14 protein-coding genes are annotated in these 16,985 nt (G+C 70.5%); 9 read left to right on the top strand and 5 right to left on the bottom strand.

All coding sequences use genetic code 11. From position 1 onward, the window contains the following. Nucleotides 1-75 precede the first annotated feature (75 nt). The 8 genes from ASG96_RS12635 to ASG96_RS12600 all read left to right on the top strand — a co-directional run bounded on the left by ASG96_RS12635 (nucleotide 76) and on the right by ASG96_RS12600 (nucleotide 9,197). Nucleotides 76-2,673: a LuxR C-terminal-related transcriptional regulator gene (locus ASG96_RS12635; protein WP_057588121.1), complete on the top strand. Its 2,598-nt coding sequence runs from the start codon at nucleotides 76-78 to the stop codon at nucleotides 2,671-2,673. A gap of 120 nt (nucleotides 2,674-2,793) precedes the next feature. Continuing rightward, nucleotides 2,794-3,021, top strand: a complete 228-nt coding sequence (locus ASG96_RS12630; RefSeq protein ID WP_157610822.1) for a hypothetical protein — start codon at nucleotides 2,794-2,796, stop codon at nucleotides 3,019-3,021. A 126-nt stretch (nucleotides 3,022-3,147) separates the two neighbouring features. Continuing rightward, nucleotides 3,148-3,528 carry an SHOCT domain-containing protein gene (locus ASG96_RS12625; RefSeq protein ID WP_056756537.1) on the top strand — a complete coding sequence of 127 codons (381 nt, stop codon included), beginning with the start codon at nucleotides 3,148-3,150 and terminating at the stop codon, nucleotides 3,526-3,528. Between the two features lie 53 nt (nucleotides 3,529-3,581). Further along, nucleotides 3,582-4,664, top strand: coding sequence for a M20/M25/M40 family metallo-hydrolase (locus ASG96_RS12620; RefSeq protein WP_162262039.1), 1,083 nt, complete (start codon nucleotides 3,582-3,584; stop codon nucleotides 4,662-4,664). A 6-nt stretch (nucleotides 4,665-4,670) separates the two neighbouring features. Then, nucleotides 4,671-5,093: a hypothetical protein gene (locus tag ASG96_RS12615; RefSeq protein WP_057588117.1), complete on the top strand. Its 423-nt coding sequence runs from the start codon at nucleotides 4,671-4,673 to the stop codon at nucleotides 5,091-5,093. Between the two features lie 32 nt (nucleotides 5,094-5,125). Beyond that, entirely contained in the window at nucleotides 5,126-6,481 is a 1,356-nt protein-coding gene (locus ASG96_RS12610) for an anaerobic C4-dicarboxylate transporter family protein (protein WP_056756528.1), read from the top strand. Nucleotides 6,482-6,523: 42 nt separating this feature from the next. Further along, nucleotides 6,524-7,885, top strand: coding sequence for a M20/M25/M40 family metallo-hydrolase (locus ASG96_RS12605; protein ID WP_057588115.1), 1,362 nt, complete (start codon nucleotides 6,524-6,526; stop codon nucleotides 7,883-7,885). Between the two features lie 16 nt (nucleotides 7,886-7,901). Beyond that, complete coding sequence (locus tag ASG96_RS12600) at nucleotides 7,902-9,197, top strand: sodium:proton antiporter (protein ID WP_057588113.1); 1,296 nt, start codon at nucleotides 7,902-7,904, stop codon at nucleotides 9,195-9,197. 26 nt (nucleotides 9,198-9,223) lie between these two features. Here the strand turns inward: ASG96_RS12600 and ASG96_RS12595 are convergent, their stop codons facing one another. Continuing rightward, on the bottom strand, nucleotides 9,224-10,549 hold the full coding sequence (locus ASG96_RS12595) for a threonine/serine exporter ThrE family protein (RefSeq protein WP_057588111.1): 1,326 nt from the start codon (nucleotides 10,547-10,549) through the stop codon (nucleotides 9,224-9,226). A gap of 187 nt (nucleotides 10,550-10,736) precedes the next feature. On the opposite strand from ASG96_RS12595, the gene ASG96_RS12590 reads away from it, so the two are divergent. Then, nucleotides 10,737-12,290, top strand: coding sequence for an MFS transporter (locus ASG96_RS12590; protein ID WP_235506607.1), 1,554 nt, complete (start codon nucleotides 10,737-10,739; stop codon nucleotides 12,288-12,290). A gap of 56 nt (nucleotides 12,291-12,346) precedes the next feature. Here the strand turns inward: ASG96_RS12590 and ASG96_RS12585 are convergent, their stop codons facing one another. From ASG96_RS12585 to ASG96_RS12570, 4 genes are all read right to left on the bottom strand, one after another. Beyond that, nucleotides 12,347-13,693, bottom strand: a complete 1,347-nt coding sequence (locus tag ASG96_RS12585; RefSeq protein WP_082588679.1) for a dipeptidase — start codon at nucleotides 13,691-13,693, stop codon at nucleotides 12,347-12,349. A 6-nt stretch (nucleotides 13,694-13,699) separates the two neighbouring features. Further along, the gene (locus ASG96_RS12580; RefSeq protein WP_056756513.1) at nucleotides 13,700-14,143 is read right to left on the bottom strand and encodes a hypothetical protein; all 444 of its coding nucleotides are present in this window, start codon (nucleotides 14,141-14,143) and stop codon (nucleotides 13,700-13,702) included. Continuing rightward, the gene (locus ASG96_RS12575; protein WP_082588678.1) at nucleotides 14,140-15,603 is read right to left on the bottom strand and encodes an APC family permease; all 1,464 of its coding nucleotides are present in this window, start codon (nucleotides 15,601-15,603) and stop codon (nucleotides 14,140-14,142) included. Before ASG96_RS12575 ends, ASG96_RS12580 begins: the two co-directional genes overlap by 4 nt. 202 nt (nucleotides 15,604-15,805) lie before the next feature. Further along, on the bottom strand, nucleotides 15,806-16,942 hold the full coding sequence (locus ASG96_RS12570) for an aminopeptidase P family protein (RefSeq protein WP_057588107.1): 1,137 nt from the start codon (nucleotides 16,940-16,942) through the stop codon (nucleotides 15,806-15,808). Between the last annotated feature and the right edge of the window lie 43 nt (nucleotides 16,943-16,985).

Genomic DNA, 16,985 nt, shown 5'->3' with positions numbered 1-16,985 from the left:
TCCCCCGCATCCATCAACGGGGATGACCTCTCGGAGACAGGGACTCCCCTCATGCCCGGTCCACGCCAAGCGCGGATGACTCTTCCCCTGCCCTCGGCCGGGGTCATCGACCGCCCGCGGCTCGTGCCCCTGCTGGACGAACGGCCCGTGGCCGTGCTGGCGGGCATGGCGGGGTTCGGCAAGTCCACGCTGCTCGCCGCGACCGTGCGCCGGCAACAGGTCCGGGGGGCCGCCCTCTGGCTGACTCTCGACGACTCCGACCGGGACCCGGTGCGCCTGGTGTCGGACCTCCTGTCCGCCGCCAGCCTGGCCGGGATCGACGAGCTCACCGCCGCGATCGCTCCGCTGCGCACGTCGTCGTTGCGCGCTGAGCCGCTCACCCTCGTCGACTCGCTGCTCGAGGCGCTCTACGACACCGCAGAGCCACTGATCCTGGCTCTCGACGACGCGCAGCACCTCACCGGGTCGAAGGCATCGGCAGCCGTGGTCAACCACCTCTTGCGGTGGGCACCGGCCAACATGCGCGTCGTCATCGGGGCGCGCGTCGTGCCGCCCCTGAGACTGCAGCGACTCCGGCTCGACGACCGCCTCTCGTACCTCGCCCACGACCAGCTCGCCTTCAGCCCCGACGAGACCGCCCTGGCCGTCAAGGCAGCCGGACTCGACCTCGACCAGGAGACCGCCGACTCCATCCACGATGCGACCGGTGGCTGGCCGGCCGGCGTGCGGATGGCGATCCTGGCGGCCCGCCAGATCGACCGGCCCCGCAACGTGCCGTCGGAGCTGCGTCGCGACCAGGCGCTTGCCGACTACCTCGCGACAGAGGTGCTCGCGTCCCTGTCCGACGAGCTGAGGGACTTCGTGCTCGACAGCTGTCTCGACGAGCAGGTCTGCCCCTCGCTCATCGACAGCATCCGGGGGACGACCACCGCGGAGATGCTCCTCGAGCAGTGTCTCGCCGAGGGCATCTTCCTCTCACGCGGCACCGCGCCCACGGACGAGCCGTGGTTCACCTGGCACCCCCTCTTCGCCACCCACATCCAACGGCGCCTGGCGACCGACCTGCCCGAGCGCGCCGCGCAGCTCCACGCCGCGGCCGCGGCCTGGTGGGTCCCTGTCGACGCGCCGACGGCGATCCGACACGCCGTGGCCGGCGGCGACGGAGAGACCGCCGGGCGCATCTTCTCGGAGCACTGGCTGGAGCTCTTCCTCGAGGGCCGGGTCGACGCGGTCATGCACGCGATCGAGCACCTTCCTCACGCCCTGGCCGACCACCGGGAGGCGCACCTGGCCAAGGCCCTGGTCCTCGTGCGCGGCGGCAGGCTCGACGCCGCCCGCGCCGAGGTCGCCGCAGCCCGGAAGGCCGCCGCGTCCGTGCCCGGGCCGCTCGAGGAGGGTTTCGACGAGCGCACGGCGATCGTCGAGCTCTTCCTCACCGGCTACGACCGGGGACTTGGCGCCGCCGTGGAGACCGGTCAGGCTCTCCTGGAGCGGCTGGCTCGGACCGGGCGCGCGCGCGACCCGGCGATCCACGCGGCCCTGCAGGTCTTCGTGGGCATGGGCGAGGCGCGCCTCCAGAGCCACCTCGAGCTCCCCCTCGAGATGCTGCGCGCGTCGGCCGCCACCGCGCACGACACGGGTCTGGTGGCCCTCGAGCTGACCGCGCTGGCCGAGTCCTGCATCCCCGCGATCTCCGAGGGTCGCCTGACCGAGGTGCACGACCTTGCCGTCGACGTGCTCGCCCGGGCCGCCGAACGCGGGTGGGTCGGACTGGTGACCCTTAGCCCCGCCATCGCCTATCTCGGCTGGTTCGACTACTGGAAGGGCAACCTGACGCAGGCCCGGTCACAGCTCGAACGGAGCCTGTCGATGGTGCTCCCGTTCGACGCGGAGCTGCGCGGTCTCGCGCTGAACTTCCACGCGAAGACCTGCCTGTCGCTCGGCGACGTCAAGGCCGCTCGAGCCAGCATGTCGGAGATCAGCGGCATGAGCCGGTCGGCGCCCGTCCCGCCGTGGTGGCCCTCGATGCTCGCCGGGCTCGAAGGACTCGCCCTGGTCGCCGAGGGCAGGACGCGCGAGGCCGTCGCGCTGGCGTCCTCCGCTCCGACGGAGCCGGAGTACCGACTCGCCCCCGCTCACCGTGCGCGGGTGCTCCTGCGAGCCGGGGACCCTGCCGCCGCGCTCGCGGAGCTCGACCGGGCGCCGGTCAGCGGCACGTTCGTGCACATCACCTGCCTCTCGCGCTGCATCGAGGCGGAGGCCCGGGCCGCCTTGGGGCGGACCGACGCCCACGCGTCGCTCGAGCTCGCGCTGGCGGCTGCCGAGCCCGACCAGCTCTACGGCCCCTTCGTCGCGGGCGGAAAGAGGATGGCTGACCTGCTCAAGGCCCATCTGCGCCACGGGACCAGCCACCCGGCGGCACTGACGCAGGTGCTGGCGCGTCTGGCGAGACAGCACGAGCACAGCGTTCCCGGGTGGGGTGAGCGCCTGACGGACCGCGAGCGGGTCATCCTGCAGTACCTCGCCACCAACCTCACCAATGCCGAGATCGCCGAGGCGGAGTACATCTCGCTCCACACGACGAAGACGCACATCGCGCACATCTACCAGAAGCTCGGCGTCGGCAGCCGTCGCGCGGCCATCCGTCGCGCCGCCGACCTCGACCTCTACTGAGCCGGCTCGACGGACCCAGCCAACCCGCATCTCCACCTCAGCGGATGACGCGCGTCGACCGACGCCGCGACATGCTGCGACGAAGAGGTGGCTGAGAACCCGACGGGAGAGGCGGACGACATGCGTGCTGTCGTTGTCGTGGCCGGTGACGTCGACGAACGCGACGTGTGGCCGTATGCCGTCTGGTCGGACAGCGACGGGACGAGTACCACGCTGAGCATCCACGTCCACGACAGCCAGGAGCTCGTCGGGGTCCTCACTGCGCTCACCGCGCTCGGGCTCGAGGTCACCTCCACCCGGCTCCTCGACGAGCCGGGTGCTCACGACCCCCCCGGACTGGCCCTCTGACCGCTCCCATCTCGCTCTCGGAGAGCGATGCTGGGCCCGGTCCGGAGGATGAACGTAGGGCTCGACAGCAGGTCAATCCACACGAACGCCGCCACAACCGGCGGCACCGAAAGGGCGGTCATCACCATGGACTTCTGGAGCTTCTTCTGGCTGCTCGTCTGGTCCTTCTTCTTCGTCGCGTACCTCATGATGCTGTTCCAGATCTTCGGGGACCTCTTCCGCGACGAGTCACTCGGCGGCGTCGCCAAGGCGTTGTGGGTCATCGTCCTCATCTTCTTCCCGCTGATCTCCGCCCTCGTCTACGTCATCGTGCGTGGCCGAGGGATGGCCGAGCGCACCATGAAGCGCAACTCGGAGGCGATGGCCGCGCAGGAGGACTACATCCGCACCGTCGCCGCGCCCAAGACATCGTCCATCGAGGAGCTGACGCAGGCCAAGGCCCTGCTCGACGCCGGCGCCATCACGCCCGAGGAGTTCGCACAGATCAAGTCGCGAGCTCTGGCATGACCCCAACCGCCCCGGGCGCGCTTCGGCCGGCCGGGGCCGTCGACCGTGACCGCTTGCTGGCCACGTTCCTCGGGCTCGTGGCGGTGGACAGCCCCACGGGCCACGAGGAGTCGATCGGGCGGGTCCTCGAGGAGCGCTACCGCGAGCTGGGGTGCACGACCACCAAGGACGACATCGGCAACATCGTCGCCGTCCTTCCGGGCACCCGAGCGGGCACGATCCTCGTGTCGACGCACATGGACACGGCCGGCACGGACCGAGGCATCGTCCCCATCATCGGGGACGACGGGATCATCCGGACCGATGGCTCCACGATCCTCGGAGCCGACGACAAGTCCGGTCTCGCCGCCTGCCTCGAGCTGCTGAGACTGCTCAAGGAGAACCCTGACTGGTCCTTCCCGACGATCGAGTTCGTGTCGACCGTCGGGGAGGAACGCGGACTGGTCGGCTCACGTCATCTCGACGTGGGCCGGCTGGCGGCGACCCACGGGTTCGTCCTCGACACCGCCGGGGTGATGGGGTCGGTGACCTACTGGTCACCGACCTCGGTGTACCTCACGGTCACCTTCCACGGTCGCAAGGCCCACGCAGGCGTCGAGCCCGAGAAGGGCGTGAGCGCCGTCCGCGTCGCGGCGCAGGCCATCGCGTCGATGCCGCTCGGCCGCATCGACGAGGAGACGGTCGCCAACATCGGCACGGTCCATGGCGGGGAGGCCCGCAACATCATCCCCGACACGGTCGTGCTCGAGGGCATGGCCCGCAGCCACGACCAGGACAAGCTCGACGGTCAGCTGGCGGCGATGCGGACGGCCTGCGAGCACGCAGCCGACGCCAACGGCGCGACGGTGAACTTCGTCGCGGAGGAGATCTACCAGACGTACCGGATCGCCGAGGACGCCCTCCCCTACCGGGAGGCGGCCGCCGCGATCAGGTCGCTGGGGCTCGAGGTCTCACCCCGCAAGTCCGGTGGTGGCACCGACGGAAACTACTTCAACGCCAAGGGGATCCCGTGCGTGGCGCTGCCGACCGGCATGGTCGACGAGCACGCCACGAGCGAGCACATCGCGATCGACGACATGGTGCTGGCGTGCCAGACCCTCGTCGCGATCGTCACCCAACCGGTCCAGGAGGAGTGAGCGGACATGAGATACCAGTACGTGCGCCGGGTCGCGGCGGTCCTTGCGGTCTCCGCGACCCTCGTCGTCGGCGGGTGCGGCACCGACCCCGCGGTGCAGGACCTGTGCACCAACGCCAAGAACCTCTCGACCGCCGTCCAGGACATGAGCGCCCTCAAGCCCGACGGCACCAAGGTCGACGCACTCACCGCCAAGGTCGATGCGGCCCTGGCGAAGCTCGACCAGTTCCAGGCCGTGACCGAAGGACGGTTCGACTCCGCCGTCTCCACCCTGCGCGCGAACCTCGACAGCTTCCGGCAGGCTCTGGCCGCCGCGAGCAACGAGGCGTTCACCGCCGCGGCACCGCAGCTCACGACGTCCCTCAAGGACGTCCGCTCGGCGTACGCGGCACTCAGCGAGTCCCTCGCCACCCAGTGCCCGGCCGGCTGACCGATCGTGCACCTCGCTAGGAAGGAAACGACATGAGCGTCAGCTTCGTGCTCGAGGCACTCGTGGTGCTCGGGGCGATCGTCATGGGAACCCGCGCAGGCGGAGTCGGGGTCGGCCTCTGGGGCGGCCTCGGCACCTTCGTGCTCGTCTTCGTCTTCCGGGAGCCGCCCGGTGAGCCGCCGGCAGCTGCCCTCGCGATCATCCTCGCCGTCGTGACCTCAGCCGCGATGATGCAGGCCGCAGGTGGCATCGACTGGATGGTCTACGTCGCGGCGGGCGTCATCGAGAAGCGCCCCAAGCAGATCACCATCATCGCCCCACTGACCGCCTTCCTCTTCTCCATCGGCGCCGGGACGAGCAACATCATCTACCCGCTGCTGCCGGTCATCTACGACGTCTCGTACAAGAACCACATCCGCCCCGCGCGGCCGCTCACGGTGACCGTGGTCCAGTCGGGCATGGCCCTGGCGGCATCGCCCGTCTCGGCGGCGATGGCGGCGATGCTGACGCTCACGGAGGTGGCGCCCTACAACCTCGGGCTGACGCAGATCCTCGCGATCACCATCCCGTCGTGCGTCATCGGCATCGTGGTCACCTCGCTCGTCGTCAACCGGATGTGGAAGAACCTCGACGACGACCCCGAGGTGCAGGCCAAGATCGCCTCCGGTGAGCTCGTCGCACCCCAGCACGCCGTCGAAGGTGAGTCCGCCGCCTCGAGGCTGACCTACACCAAGGAGGGGCGCAACTCCGCGCTCGCGTTCCTGGCCGGCGTCATCCTCATCGTCGTCTTCGGCCTCTTCCCGCAGCTGCGACCCGCGTTCGCCGCCGAGGGCGAGGCCGCGGTGCCCATCGACATGACGACGACGATCGTCATGGTGATGTTCGTCGTCGGCGTGGCGATCCTCTTCCTCGGGCGCCCCGACGTGAAGACGGTCCCCGACCAGTCCGTGTTCAAGGCCGGCATGATCTCGGCGATCGCCCTCTTCGGGATCGCCTGGCTGACGGCCACCTTCATCTCGGCCCACGAGGACTACATCGTCAGCACCATCGGCGGATGGGTCACGAGCTGGCAGTTCATCTTCGCCCTCGCCGTCTTCCTCGTTGCCGCACTGACGACGAGCCAGTCGACGGCGACGCGGACGATCGTCCCCATCGGCCTGGCTGCGGGCCTTCCGGTGGGTGTCGTCACGGGCATGTGGGCCGGCGCCCTGAGCGGCGTCTACACCCTGCCTGCGAACGGCACGCAGATCGCCGCGGCCAACTTCGACCTCACCGGCACGACCAAGCTCGGCACGAAGCTGCTCGACCACAGCTTCTTCATCCCGATGCTCGTCATGTCCGTGGTCACCATCGCCGTCGGCGCGCTGATCGGCGGGGTCTTCTTCTGACCCCGCTTGACCGTGCCCCCTGACAACCACGAAGGAGAGACCATGCAGGCCAAGGAGATTGCCGACAAGGCCCGGGCCCTGATGCCCGGGGTCGTGGAAGACCTCGAGAAGCTGGTGGCGATCCCGTCGATCGCGTTCCCCGGATATCCCTCGGAGCCCATGGAGCGGATGGGGGCCACGACGCTGCAGATGTTCCGCGACGTCGGGTTCACCAACGCCCAGCTGATGGAGGTGCCCTCGGGCTACCCGCCGATCTATGCCGAGATCGAGGGGCCGGAGGGCTCGCCGGTCGTGGTGCTCTACGCGCACTACGACGTGCAGCCGGCTCCACCCGAGCAGGGGTGGACGAGCGACCCGTGGACGCCGACGCACAAGGACGACGGCCGGATCTACGGACGTGGTGCCGCCGACGACATCAGCGGGCTCGTCAGCCACCTCGGCACGCTGCGGGTCTTCGACGGCAAGCCACCGTGCACGGTCAAGCTGATCCTCGAGGGCATGGAGGAGACCGAGAGCAACCTCGAGGCGTTCGTCGAGGCCCACCCCGAGCTCTTCGCCTGCGACCTCTTCGTCATCTGCGACATGGGCAACCTGCGTGTCGGCGAGCCGGCCCTGACGACAGCCCTGCGCGGCGACGTCGCGTGCGTCGTCACCGTGCGCACGCTCGAGCACCCGCTGCACTCCGGCGTCTTCGGCGGCCCGGCGCCCGACGCCATGATGGCCCTGGCCCGACTCCTCTCGACCCTGCACGACGACGACGGCAACGTGTCCATCGCCGGCGCCTCGACGACGGTGTGGGACGGCGCGGACCTCACCGAGGACGACCTCCGGTCGAGCGCTGACGTGCTCGACGGTGTCGAGCTCACCGGCAGCGGCCGGATCGGAGACCGGCTGTGGGCTCGCCCGTCGGTCAACGCGATCGGGGTCGACATGACCAACATCGCCACCTCCTCGAACGTGCTGATCCCCGAGGCCAGGGCCAAGATCTCGATGCGCATCGTCCCCGGGTCCGAGCCGGACGCCGAGCTCGACGCCCTCGTGGCGCACCTGGAGACGCATGCCCCCTGGGGGGCCAAGGTCGAGGTGCAGCGCACCAAGGCCGCTCCCCCGTTCCTCTGCAAGACGGACGGGCCGGGGTATGCCGCAGCGCGCGACGCGTTGGCCGAGGCCTTCGGCCGCCCGGCCGGGGAGGCCGGCTGCGGCGGGTCCATCCCGTTGCTGCGGACGCTCGAGAAGGCCGCTCCCGGCGCGGAGTTCGTGCTGTGGGGACCGGAGGACGTCGCGGCCTCACGGATTCACGCGTCCGACGAGAGCGTCGACCCCAGCGAGATCGAGAAGATGATCGTGGCCCAGGCCCTCCTGCTCCAGCGCCTCGCCGACGGCGCCGGGGTCGGGTCCGGGTAGACCACGGGGCCCGCGCATGACGGGCGTCGTAGCGGTCTTCGCGCTGCTGGTCATCGTCTTCGTGAGCCAGTCGACGCGGGTCGGCCGGGCCCACCTGACCGGACCCATCGTCTTCGTCGCCTCCGGCATCGGTGTCGGCCTCGTCCTGACGAGCGGGGCCGACACCGAGACCAGCCGCGCCATCGCCGAGGTGACACTGGCACTGACGCTCTTCCACGATGCGGCGCAGCTGCAGCCGCGCGAGGTGCGCGGTGACTCGGTCTTCACCGGCCGGTTGCTCCTCATCGGTCTCCCCCTGACGATCGGGGCCGGCTACCTGGTGGCCCGCGGGATCTTTCCCGGCTCCAGCGTCTGGCTGGCGCTGCTGCTCGCGGCGACCCTGGCTCCCACCGACGCCGGGCTCGGCGCGGCCACCGTGCTCAACCCCGTCGTACCGGTGCGGGTCCGGCGCATCCTCAACGTGGAGAGCGGTCTCAACGACGGGATGGCCACTCCCGTGGTGCTGTTCGCCGTTGCCGCTGCTGCCGGTGGCGCGCCCGAGGATGCCCTCGTGCACGCTCTGCGCGAGCTGGCGATCGGGGGGCTCGTCGGCATCGCGGCCGGGTATGCGTCCGGCCGGCTGATCGAGCGTTCGCGGAGGGCCGGCTGGGCCGAGTCCGCCCTGCTGCCCGTCGCGACCCTCTCCGTGCCGGTGCTCGCCTACTACGGTGCCGTCGAGGTCGGCGGCAACGGCTTCGTCGCAGCCTTCCTGGCCGGAACGGCCTATGCCGCCGCCCAGAGGGAGTCGAGACACACGCACGCCGGCCTGGAGCTGACCGACCGGCTCTCCGCTCTGCTCGGGTTCGCCGTGTGGCTGCTCTTCGGGATCACGGTCGCGCACCACCTCGACTGGATGGTGCGGTGGCAGAGCCTGCTCTTCGCGGCGCTCTCCCTCACCGCACTGCGGATGCTGCCCGTCGCGTTGTGTCTCGTCGGCACGGGACTGCGACGACCCACCGTGCTCTTCGTTGGCTGGTTCGGGCCGCGCGGACTCGCCTCCGTCGTGTTCGCGCTCATCACCTACCAGAGCCTCGGCGCCGCGGACCCCGCCGTCCAGACCCTCATCGGCGCAGTGGCCACGACGGTGCTCCTCAGTGTCGTCCTGCACGGCCTGACAGCGGGGCCCTGGGCGCAGCGGTACGGCGACTGGGCCCAGCGCACCCGTCCCACGGTCGAGACCCAGCCTGCGGCAGAGCCGCTGGCGGTGCGCCGGTCGGTGGGCGGGCACACTACGTACGGGCCGAGGGATGCAGAAGGCATGCCGCCGCGGTGACGCTCCCGGTCGCAGGGAATGCCTGCCTAGATCCCGCGCCAGGTCGACGTGGCGCGGCCGATGCGCTCCGACAGACCGGAGCCGACGACCACCCCGACGGCGATGGCCACGATGCTCATCAGGGCGTTGAGGAAGTCGCCGAGGCCGGCCGCCTGGTCCGCGCCGACGATGCGCGCCACTCCCTGGAGGCCGAGCGCCCCCGGCACGAGCATCCAGAACGTGGGCAGGAAGGTCACCGGCACCGGAGGACCGCTGCGGCGGCTCTGGATCGTGTAGCAGACGGGCAGCACGACGGCCGCAGCCAGGAAGCTCGCGCCGAGGGTGCCCAGGGCACGTCCTGACAGGGCCTGGACGCCGTAGGCGACGTAGAGCACCACGAGCAGCCAGCCGAAGGTGCGGCGCGGCGCGGACGACGCGACGAACTGTCCGACCCCGAAGACGAGCACGCCCACCCAGGGCGCCCACGCGCCGAGGGCTTCGGGCGCATGGCCCACGGCCGGCGGCAGGCCGGCGACCTCGGCCCCCATCGCGATGCCGAACGTCAGGACGAGCAGCCGCTCGAGGCCGTAGACGAGCCGGGCCGACCCGGCCAGCATGTCGCCCGTCGACAGCTCCACGGTCGCCATGGTCAGGGCCGCGCCGGGCAGGAAAGTCACGAGCGCGGGGATGACGATCTCCAGCGGAGGCGAGTCGAGCGCCGGAGCCACCCACTGGAAGACGACGGCCGTGACCACCGTCGCCGTGACGACGGGGAGCACGAGCGAGAGCATGGGCTCACGGTCGGCCCACCACCGCAGGCCGCCGACGAGGAATCCGATGAGCAGCAACGCCGGCAGGGCGCTGGCCGTGGGGTTGAGCATGAGGCCGAGGCCGACGGTGAGGACGCCGCTGGCGAGGACGGACACGCCGCCGCCGAAACGTGGCCCTGCGGCGACGAGCGCATCGAGACGCTCGCGTGCGACGCCCGCGTCGACGGTGCCGTGGCGGATGTCGTCGATGAGCCGGTAGAGGGCGTCGACCTGGTCGAGCCGCAGGGGCACGCTGCTGCCGGCCTCGAAGTCCATCCGGCTGGAGTCCCCGGTGTCGATGCGCACGAACACCCCGGTCGGCACGACGAAGAACGTGACGCCGGTGGCGGCGTACACCACCGCCACCTCCTCGAGGATCTGGGTCACGCGCTCCGTCGCGTCACCTGCCCGGGACATGACGACGCCGAGGTGCCGAAGGAGGTCGAGGACGGCCTCGGGGGGCGGCGCCTCGAAGTTCTCGGGCTCGGGGTCCGAGGCGGGGCCGAGAGGTGCGAGGTGCCCCTGGGCGACTTCCGCGACGCGCGACCACCAGCGGCGGCTCACCGACCGCACTCGTGCACCCGGTGTGACAAGCCCCCCGGACACCGGGTCAGCATCGCTGGACACGTCACCAGCGTGACAGCCGCAGCGGTCGTCAGAGTCATCCTCCACGGGTGACTCTCGCCCGCGGCGGGCGTCCTAGATTCGAGGAGCGCGGCAGGCGCGTGTGCTTGGCGGAGGGAGCGCAACCATGGCCGGAACGAGTTCGTCAGCCGGGTCCGGGAGTTCCGGGCAGGCAGCAGCGCAGGCCGCGGCTCGCGCGGGCGGGGTGCTGGCCGCCACCTGCCTGTCGACCTTCGTGGTGAACGCCAACACCTCGGCGGTCAGCATCCTCCTGCCGGCCATCAGTGCCGACACCGGCATGGACGTCACGACGCTGCAGTGGGCCGTCACGGGCTACTCGCTCGTGGGTGCCGCTGTCATCGTGACGTCCGGCTCGCTCGGTGACGTCTTCGGCCGCAAGCGCGTCTTCCAGCTCGGCCTGATGCTCTTCGTCGTGTCCTGCATCTTCATCGCGCTCTCCTCGTCCGGCGGCGCCGTCATCGCCGGCCGGGTCATCCAGGGAGCGGCCGGGGCCACCATCCTCGCCTGCGGCCTCAGCCTGCTGTCCGTGGCCAACGACGGCCAGGCGCAGCTGCGTGCCGTGTCGCTCTGGGGTGCCGCTGCCGCTGTCGGGGCCGCTGCCGGCCCCCTCATGGGTGGGGTGCTGGTGTCGGTGATGGGCTGGCAGGGACTGTTCTGGGTCGACGCCGTGATCGCGATCGTCTGCATCTTCATCACGGCCCGTCAGGTCTCGGAGTCGCGCGACACGACCCGGTCGCGGTCGATCGACTACGCGGGGTCGCTGCTCATCGCGCTGACCCTCGCTCCGCTGATCCTCGCCCTGAGCAAGGGCGGTGACTGGGGCTGGGGCTCGGTCGCGACGCTCGCCTGTGTCGCCATCGGTGTCGCTTCAGGATTCGCCTTCGTCGCCGTGGAGCGACGCGTGGCCGTCCCGATGCTGGACCTCGGTCTGCTGCGCAACCGCGTCCTCGTCGGGTCGACGATCGCCATCCTCATCGGTGCCGGCACCATCAACGCGCTGATGTACCTCCTCAGCCTCTACTTCCAGGACCCTGCTGCCCTCGGCTTCACGACCCTCCAGGCGGGCCTGGCGACGCTGCCGGCCACGGTCGGCCTCGTCGCCATCGCCGCCCTCGTGCCGCGCCTCACCGCGCGCCTCGGAGGTCGCCAGGTGGTCGCCATCGGGTTCCTCCTGACAGCCGTCGGTTTCGCCGCCCTCGGCTTCGCCGACGCCGACTGGGCCTACCGTGCCTTCCTGCTGCCGCTGTTGGCCGTCGCGGTGGGGATGGGTCTGTCGAACGGGCCGGCGTCATCGGCGTCCACCGCGTGCGTGCCGGAGAAGCAGGTCGGGTCTGCGTCCGGGGTGTCGAACATGGCGCGCTACGTCGGGGCGGCGGTCGCCACCGCGCTGGCCGCGACGATCTACGGAGCCGTCATCGCGGACCGAACGGCGGAGGGACAGCCCGCGGGAGATGCCCTCGCCTCGGGCCTCGCGACCGCGTCCTGGGTGATGGCCGTCTTCAGCTTCCTCGGCGTGCTGATGGCCGTCCTGATGGGCCGCCACCAGGCCGCCAAGGGCACGATCCACGACTCGGCTGCCGCCGCGGCATCAACCGCCATGACCCTGCGCACCACGGCGACCGGCACCGCAGCCACGGGTGCTGCGGTGAAGGGCGCCTGAGGACGCACGTCCCTTGTCGCGAGGTTTTCAGTCCCTCCTCGCGAGCTCAGAGCCAGTCAGGCGTCGGAGCGTGTCAGCCGTCGGAGGAAGAGTGCCTCGGCCAGCGCCATGTCCGCGATCTCCTGCGGGTGCACGCTCTCGTTGGGGGCGTGGATGAGGGCCAGCGGCTCCTCCACGCCCATCAGGATGAGCTCGGCACCCGGGTAGGTCTCGGCGAAGACGTTGCACAGCGGGATCGAGCCGCCCTGGCCCAGGCCCACCATCGGCGTACCGAAAGCCTCCTCCATCGCGGACGCGATGGCGCGGTAGGCGGGTCCGTCGGTCTGGGCCGAGAAGGGCGATCCCGTCGCCTCCGTCTCGACGCTCACGTGCACGCCCCACGGGGCAGCGGCGACGAGCTGGTCCGTCAGCGCCTTCTCGGCCACAGCCGGGTCGGTGCCCGGGGGGATGCGCAGGTTGAGGCGGGCACGAGCCCGGGGCACGATGGCTGCCGCGGACCCGACGACCGGCGGGCAGTCGATGCCGAGGATCGTCAGCGACGGCCGCGCCCAGAGCATGTCGGACACGCTCCCCTTGCCGAGCAGCGACGCCCCGTCGACGACGCCGGCGTCGCTGCGGAACTGGTCCTCGGGATAGGTGGCCCCCGGCCACTCCTGGCTGTTGTCGAGGCCGGAGACCGTCGTGTTGCCCTCGGCGTCGCGCAGGCTCGCCAGCATCGCGACGAGCGCTGCGAGCGCGTCCGGGGCGGCGCCGCCGAACATGCCGGAATGGACCTCCGAGGCAAGTGCCTCGACGGTGACGACGACGTTGACCATGCCGCGCAGGCTCACCGTGGCAGCCGGTCGTCCGACCGCTGCGTTGCCCGTGTCACAGACGAGGACGGCGTCGGCGCGGAGCAGGTCCGCGTGCTTGGGCACGAAGTCCTCGAGGCCACCGGTCCCCTGCTCCTCCGAGCCCTCGACGACGAGCTTGAGGTTGACCGGCACGTCGTCGCCGAGCGCCCGAAGGGCGGTCAGGTGCATGACGATGTTGCCCTTGCAGTCTGCCGTGCCGCGGCCGTACCACCGGCCGTCGACCTCGGTCAGCTCGAACGGCGGGGTGCGCCACGCGTCCTCGTCCAAGGGTGGCTGCACGTCGTAGTGGGCGTACAGCAGGACCGTGACGGCGTCGGGGTCTGCGCACGGCCGTGACCCCACGACCGCCTGGCTCCCGTCCGAGGTCTCGGCCAGGTGCGCGTCGGCGAAGCCGACCGCAGCGAAGGCGTCGAGGACCCACTGGGCCGCCCGGGCGCACTCCTCCGGCGGGTACTGCCGCGGGTCGGCGACGGACGGGATCGACACGAGCTCGGCGAGGTCCGATCGGGCCTGTCCCATCAGCCCGGCAACACGCTCACGCAGCTCCACGAGTCGTCAGCCCTTCACCGTGTCGGAGAGCTCGAGACTGCCGACGAACTCCTGGAAGCTCGGCACCTCGTCGGGGCAGTAGATCTTGAGGACGAGGAGCTGTCCCTTGACCACCCGGTTGTCCGAGATGATCGGTCGCATCCCCGGACCGGCCGCGCCGTTCATGAGCTGGCCGAGGAGGACGCCCTTGCGCAAGGACCCGTTCGGGTCGTCGCACACCGCACCACCGTCGTCCCCGAGGAGCCGCACGACCTGGTCCTTGCTCGGCGCACGGGCTCCGGCAGCCGTGAGGGCCGCGATGAGCTGCGTGGCCTTCTGGTCGGCCTGCTGGGACGTCTTGCCCGAGTGGAAGGTCAGCAGGGCGATGACCGTCAGGGCCACGACCGCGATGCCGGCGACGATGTAGGTCGTCCGGTTCTGCTGGTACGTGGCGCTCTCCGTGATGTTCATGACGAGCTCACCTCCGCCCCTTCAGGCTGCTTCCATGACGGCTTGCGCATCTTGTAGAAGAGGAACGGGACGAGCAGACCGAGGCCGAGCGCGCCAGCCGCGACGATCACGAGATACGTTGCGGGACTGCCCGATCCGAACTGCGAGGGCGGGACGAACCCGATGAGCAGCGCCGCGAGCGAGGCGGCGAAACCGATGCCGCAGAGCGCCCCGAGCATCGGCGCGCGGTAGCCGCGCGCGTGGTCCGGGTCGTTGCGCCGCAGGCGCACCGCGGCCACGAACATCAGCAGGTACATGATGAGGTAGACCTGCGTCGTGATGACCGAGAAGATCCAGTAGGCGCTCGACACGTTCGGGATCAGGGCGTAGCCGAGCCCGATGATCGTCGTGATGATGCCCTGGGCGACGAGGATGTTCTGCTGGACGCCGTTCTTGTTCAGCTTCTGCAGCACCGGTGGCAGGTAGCCCTCCTGGCGCGAGATGAGCAGCAGACCCTTCGACGGGCCGGCGAGCCAGGTGAGCATGCCGCCGAGCGACGCGGTCACCAGCATGATCCCGACGATCGGGGTCAGCCACTGTGCGCCGAAGTTGGCGAAGACCGCGTCGAAGGCCTGCATGACCCCGGCCGTGAGCGACAGCTCCTCGGCGGGCACGATCCAGCTGATCGCCAGGGCCGGGAGGATGAAGATCGTCAGCACCAGCCCCATCGCGAGGAACATCGACTTCGGGAACTCCTTGGCCGGGTTCTTCAGCGAACCGACGTGCACGGCGTTCATCTCCATGCCGGAGTACGACAGGAAGTTGTTGACGATGAGCACGAGGCTGGAGAGTCCCGCCCAGACGGGCAGCAGGTTGTCCGCGGTCATCGGGGCGGCGGACGGGTTGCCCTGACCCAGGAAGACGGCGCCCAACGTGACGAGGACAACCCCTGGGATCAGCGTCCCGATGATGAGCCCGGCACTCGCGAGGCCGGAGACGCCCTTGGTCCCACGCGACGACACCCACACGGCGGACCAGTACACGACGACGATGACCAAGGCGGTCCACACGCCGTTGGACGCGAGCGCCGGGTTGATGACGTAGGCCAAGGTGCTCGCGACGAAGCCCAGCAGGCTGGGGTAGTAGAAGATCGTCATGGCGAACTGGCACCACACGGCGAGGAACCCCATCGGCTTGGAGATGCCGCGGGCCACCCAGTTGTAGACGCCACCGTCCCACCCGGAGGCGAGCTCCGCCGAGACCAGGGAGGTCGGGATCAGGAAGACGATCGCCGGGACGATGTACAGGAAGACGCACGCCAGGCCGTACACCGCCATCGTCGGGGCCGCCCGGAGGCTGGCGACGGAGCTGGTCGTCATCATGGCCAGGGCGATCCACGAGATGTAGGCCGTGGCCGGTGCCCTGGTGCGCCTCGTGGTGGCGGCGACGGGCTCGTCGGCCGACGCGTCCATGGCACTCATGACCGCACCCCCGGGCTGGTCGTGGTGAGCAGTCCTGCGCCCGAGCCGCGCTCGTGCATCGTTCGCGTGTTGCCTCCGTACGCCCTCACGCCCATCTCCATGCCGACCACCGTCCACTCCTGAGATCCCTGCACGTACCTCCAGATTCCTGCGCGAAGTCGTCCACGGGCCTCACTCCTTTGGGTTGATACCGGGTCAGACCTCACTCGACGACGGCGAGCCCGTGGTCGGTGTTGTTGAGTCGCAGGGCGCCCGTCTCGGTCACGGTCACGATGTCCTCGATGCGCACCCCGAAGCGTCCGGCGAGGTAGATCCCGGGCTCGACCGAGAAGCACATCCCCGGCACGAGGGGCTGTTCCTCGCCCTCGACCATGTAGGGGGGCTCGTGGGTCGTCACCCCGATGCCGTGACCGGTCCGGTGGATGAACTCCTTGCCGTAGCCCGCGCCCGTGATGACGGCTCGCGCCGCGCGGTCGACGTCCTGGCACGTCGCGCCCGGGAGGGCCGCGGCGACACCGGCCTCCTGCGCGAGCCGCACGATCTCGTGGACGTCGCGGATCTGCTGGGTCGGCTCCCCGACGCACACCGTGCGGGTGGTGTCGGACCCGTAGCCGAACATCAGGCCGCCGAAGTCCAGGACGACCGCGTCGCCCTGCTGGATCACGCGTTCGCCGGCCTCGTGGTGCGGGTTGGCACCGTTGGGACCTGACCCCACCACCGTGAAGTCGACCTGCTCGTGCCCGAAGTGACGCAGCAGCCCGGCAAGGTCTGCGGCCACCTCGGTCTCGCGGCGTCCGGCGAAGCGAACCTTGACGATCTCCCCGTAGGCCGCGTCGGCCGCAGCACCCGCCGCCGTGAGCCGCGCCAGCTCGTCGGCTCCCTTGACCGCCCGCATCATCGGCAGCCCATGGGTGAGTGACCGGTACGTCGTGCGTGGCAGGGCACCCTGGAGACCGAGCAGGTGCAGGGCCCATGCCGAGTCGGAGACGCCGTACGTGCCGTCTGCTCGCAGCAACGGCGTGGCGGCTCGGTAGGGGTCGGTGGCGTCGGCCCAGTCCAGCACCCTCATGCCACGCACTCCCTCGGCTGCCTCGGCGTCGGGCCGCTCGAGGGCCGGGACCAGCAGGGTCGGCTCCTGGTCGGTCGCGAGCACGAGCACCGTGAGCCGTTCGGTGATCGCCGTGGGCTGGTAGCCCGTGAGCCAGACGAGGTCGGGTCCCGGAGTCACGAGGACGCCGGCGAGGCCGGCCTCGGCAGCGGCTGCCACGACGCGTCGCCCACGCGCCAGGTAGTCGTCCACGGTGAACGGCGATGGTGGCTGCACGTCGACGGGGCTCATGGCTGTCTCCCTTGGGTAGCGCGCCCCATGCTAGGTCTGCGTC

It is taken from the genome of Terrabacter sp. Soil810 (assembly GCF_001429645.1).
Taxonomy (GTDB): Bacteria; Actinomycetota; Actinomycetes; order Actinomycetales; family Dermatophilaceae; genus Terrabacter.
Note: the sequence above shows the minus strand (reverse complement) of the source record. Positions and strands in the feature narration are given on the sequence as shown.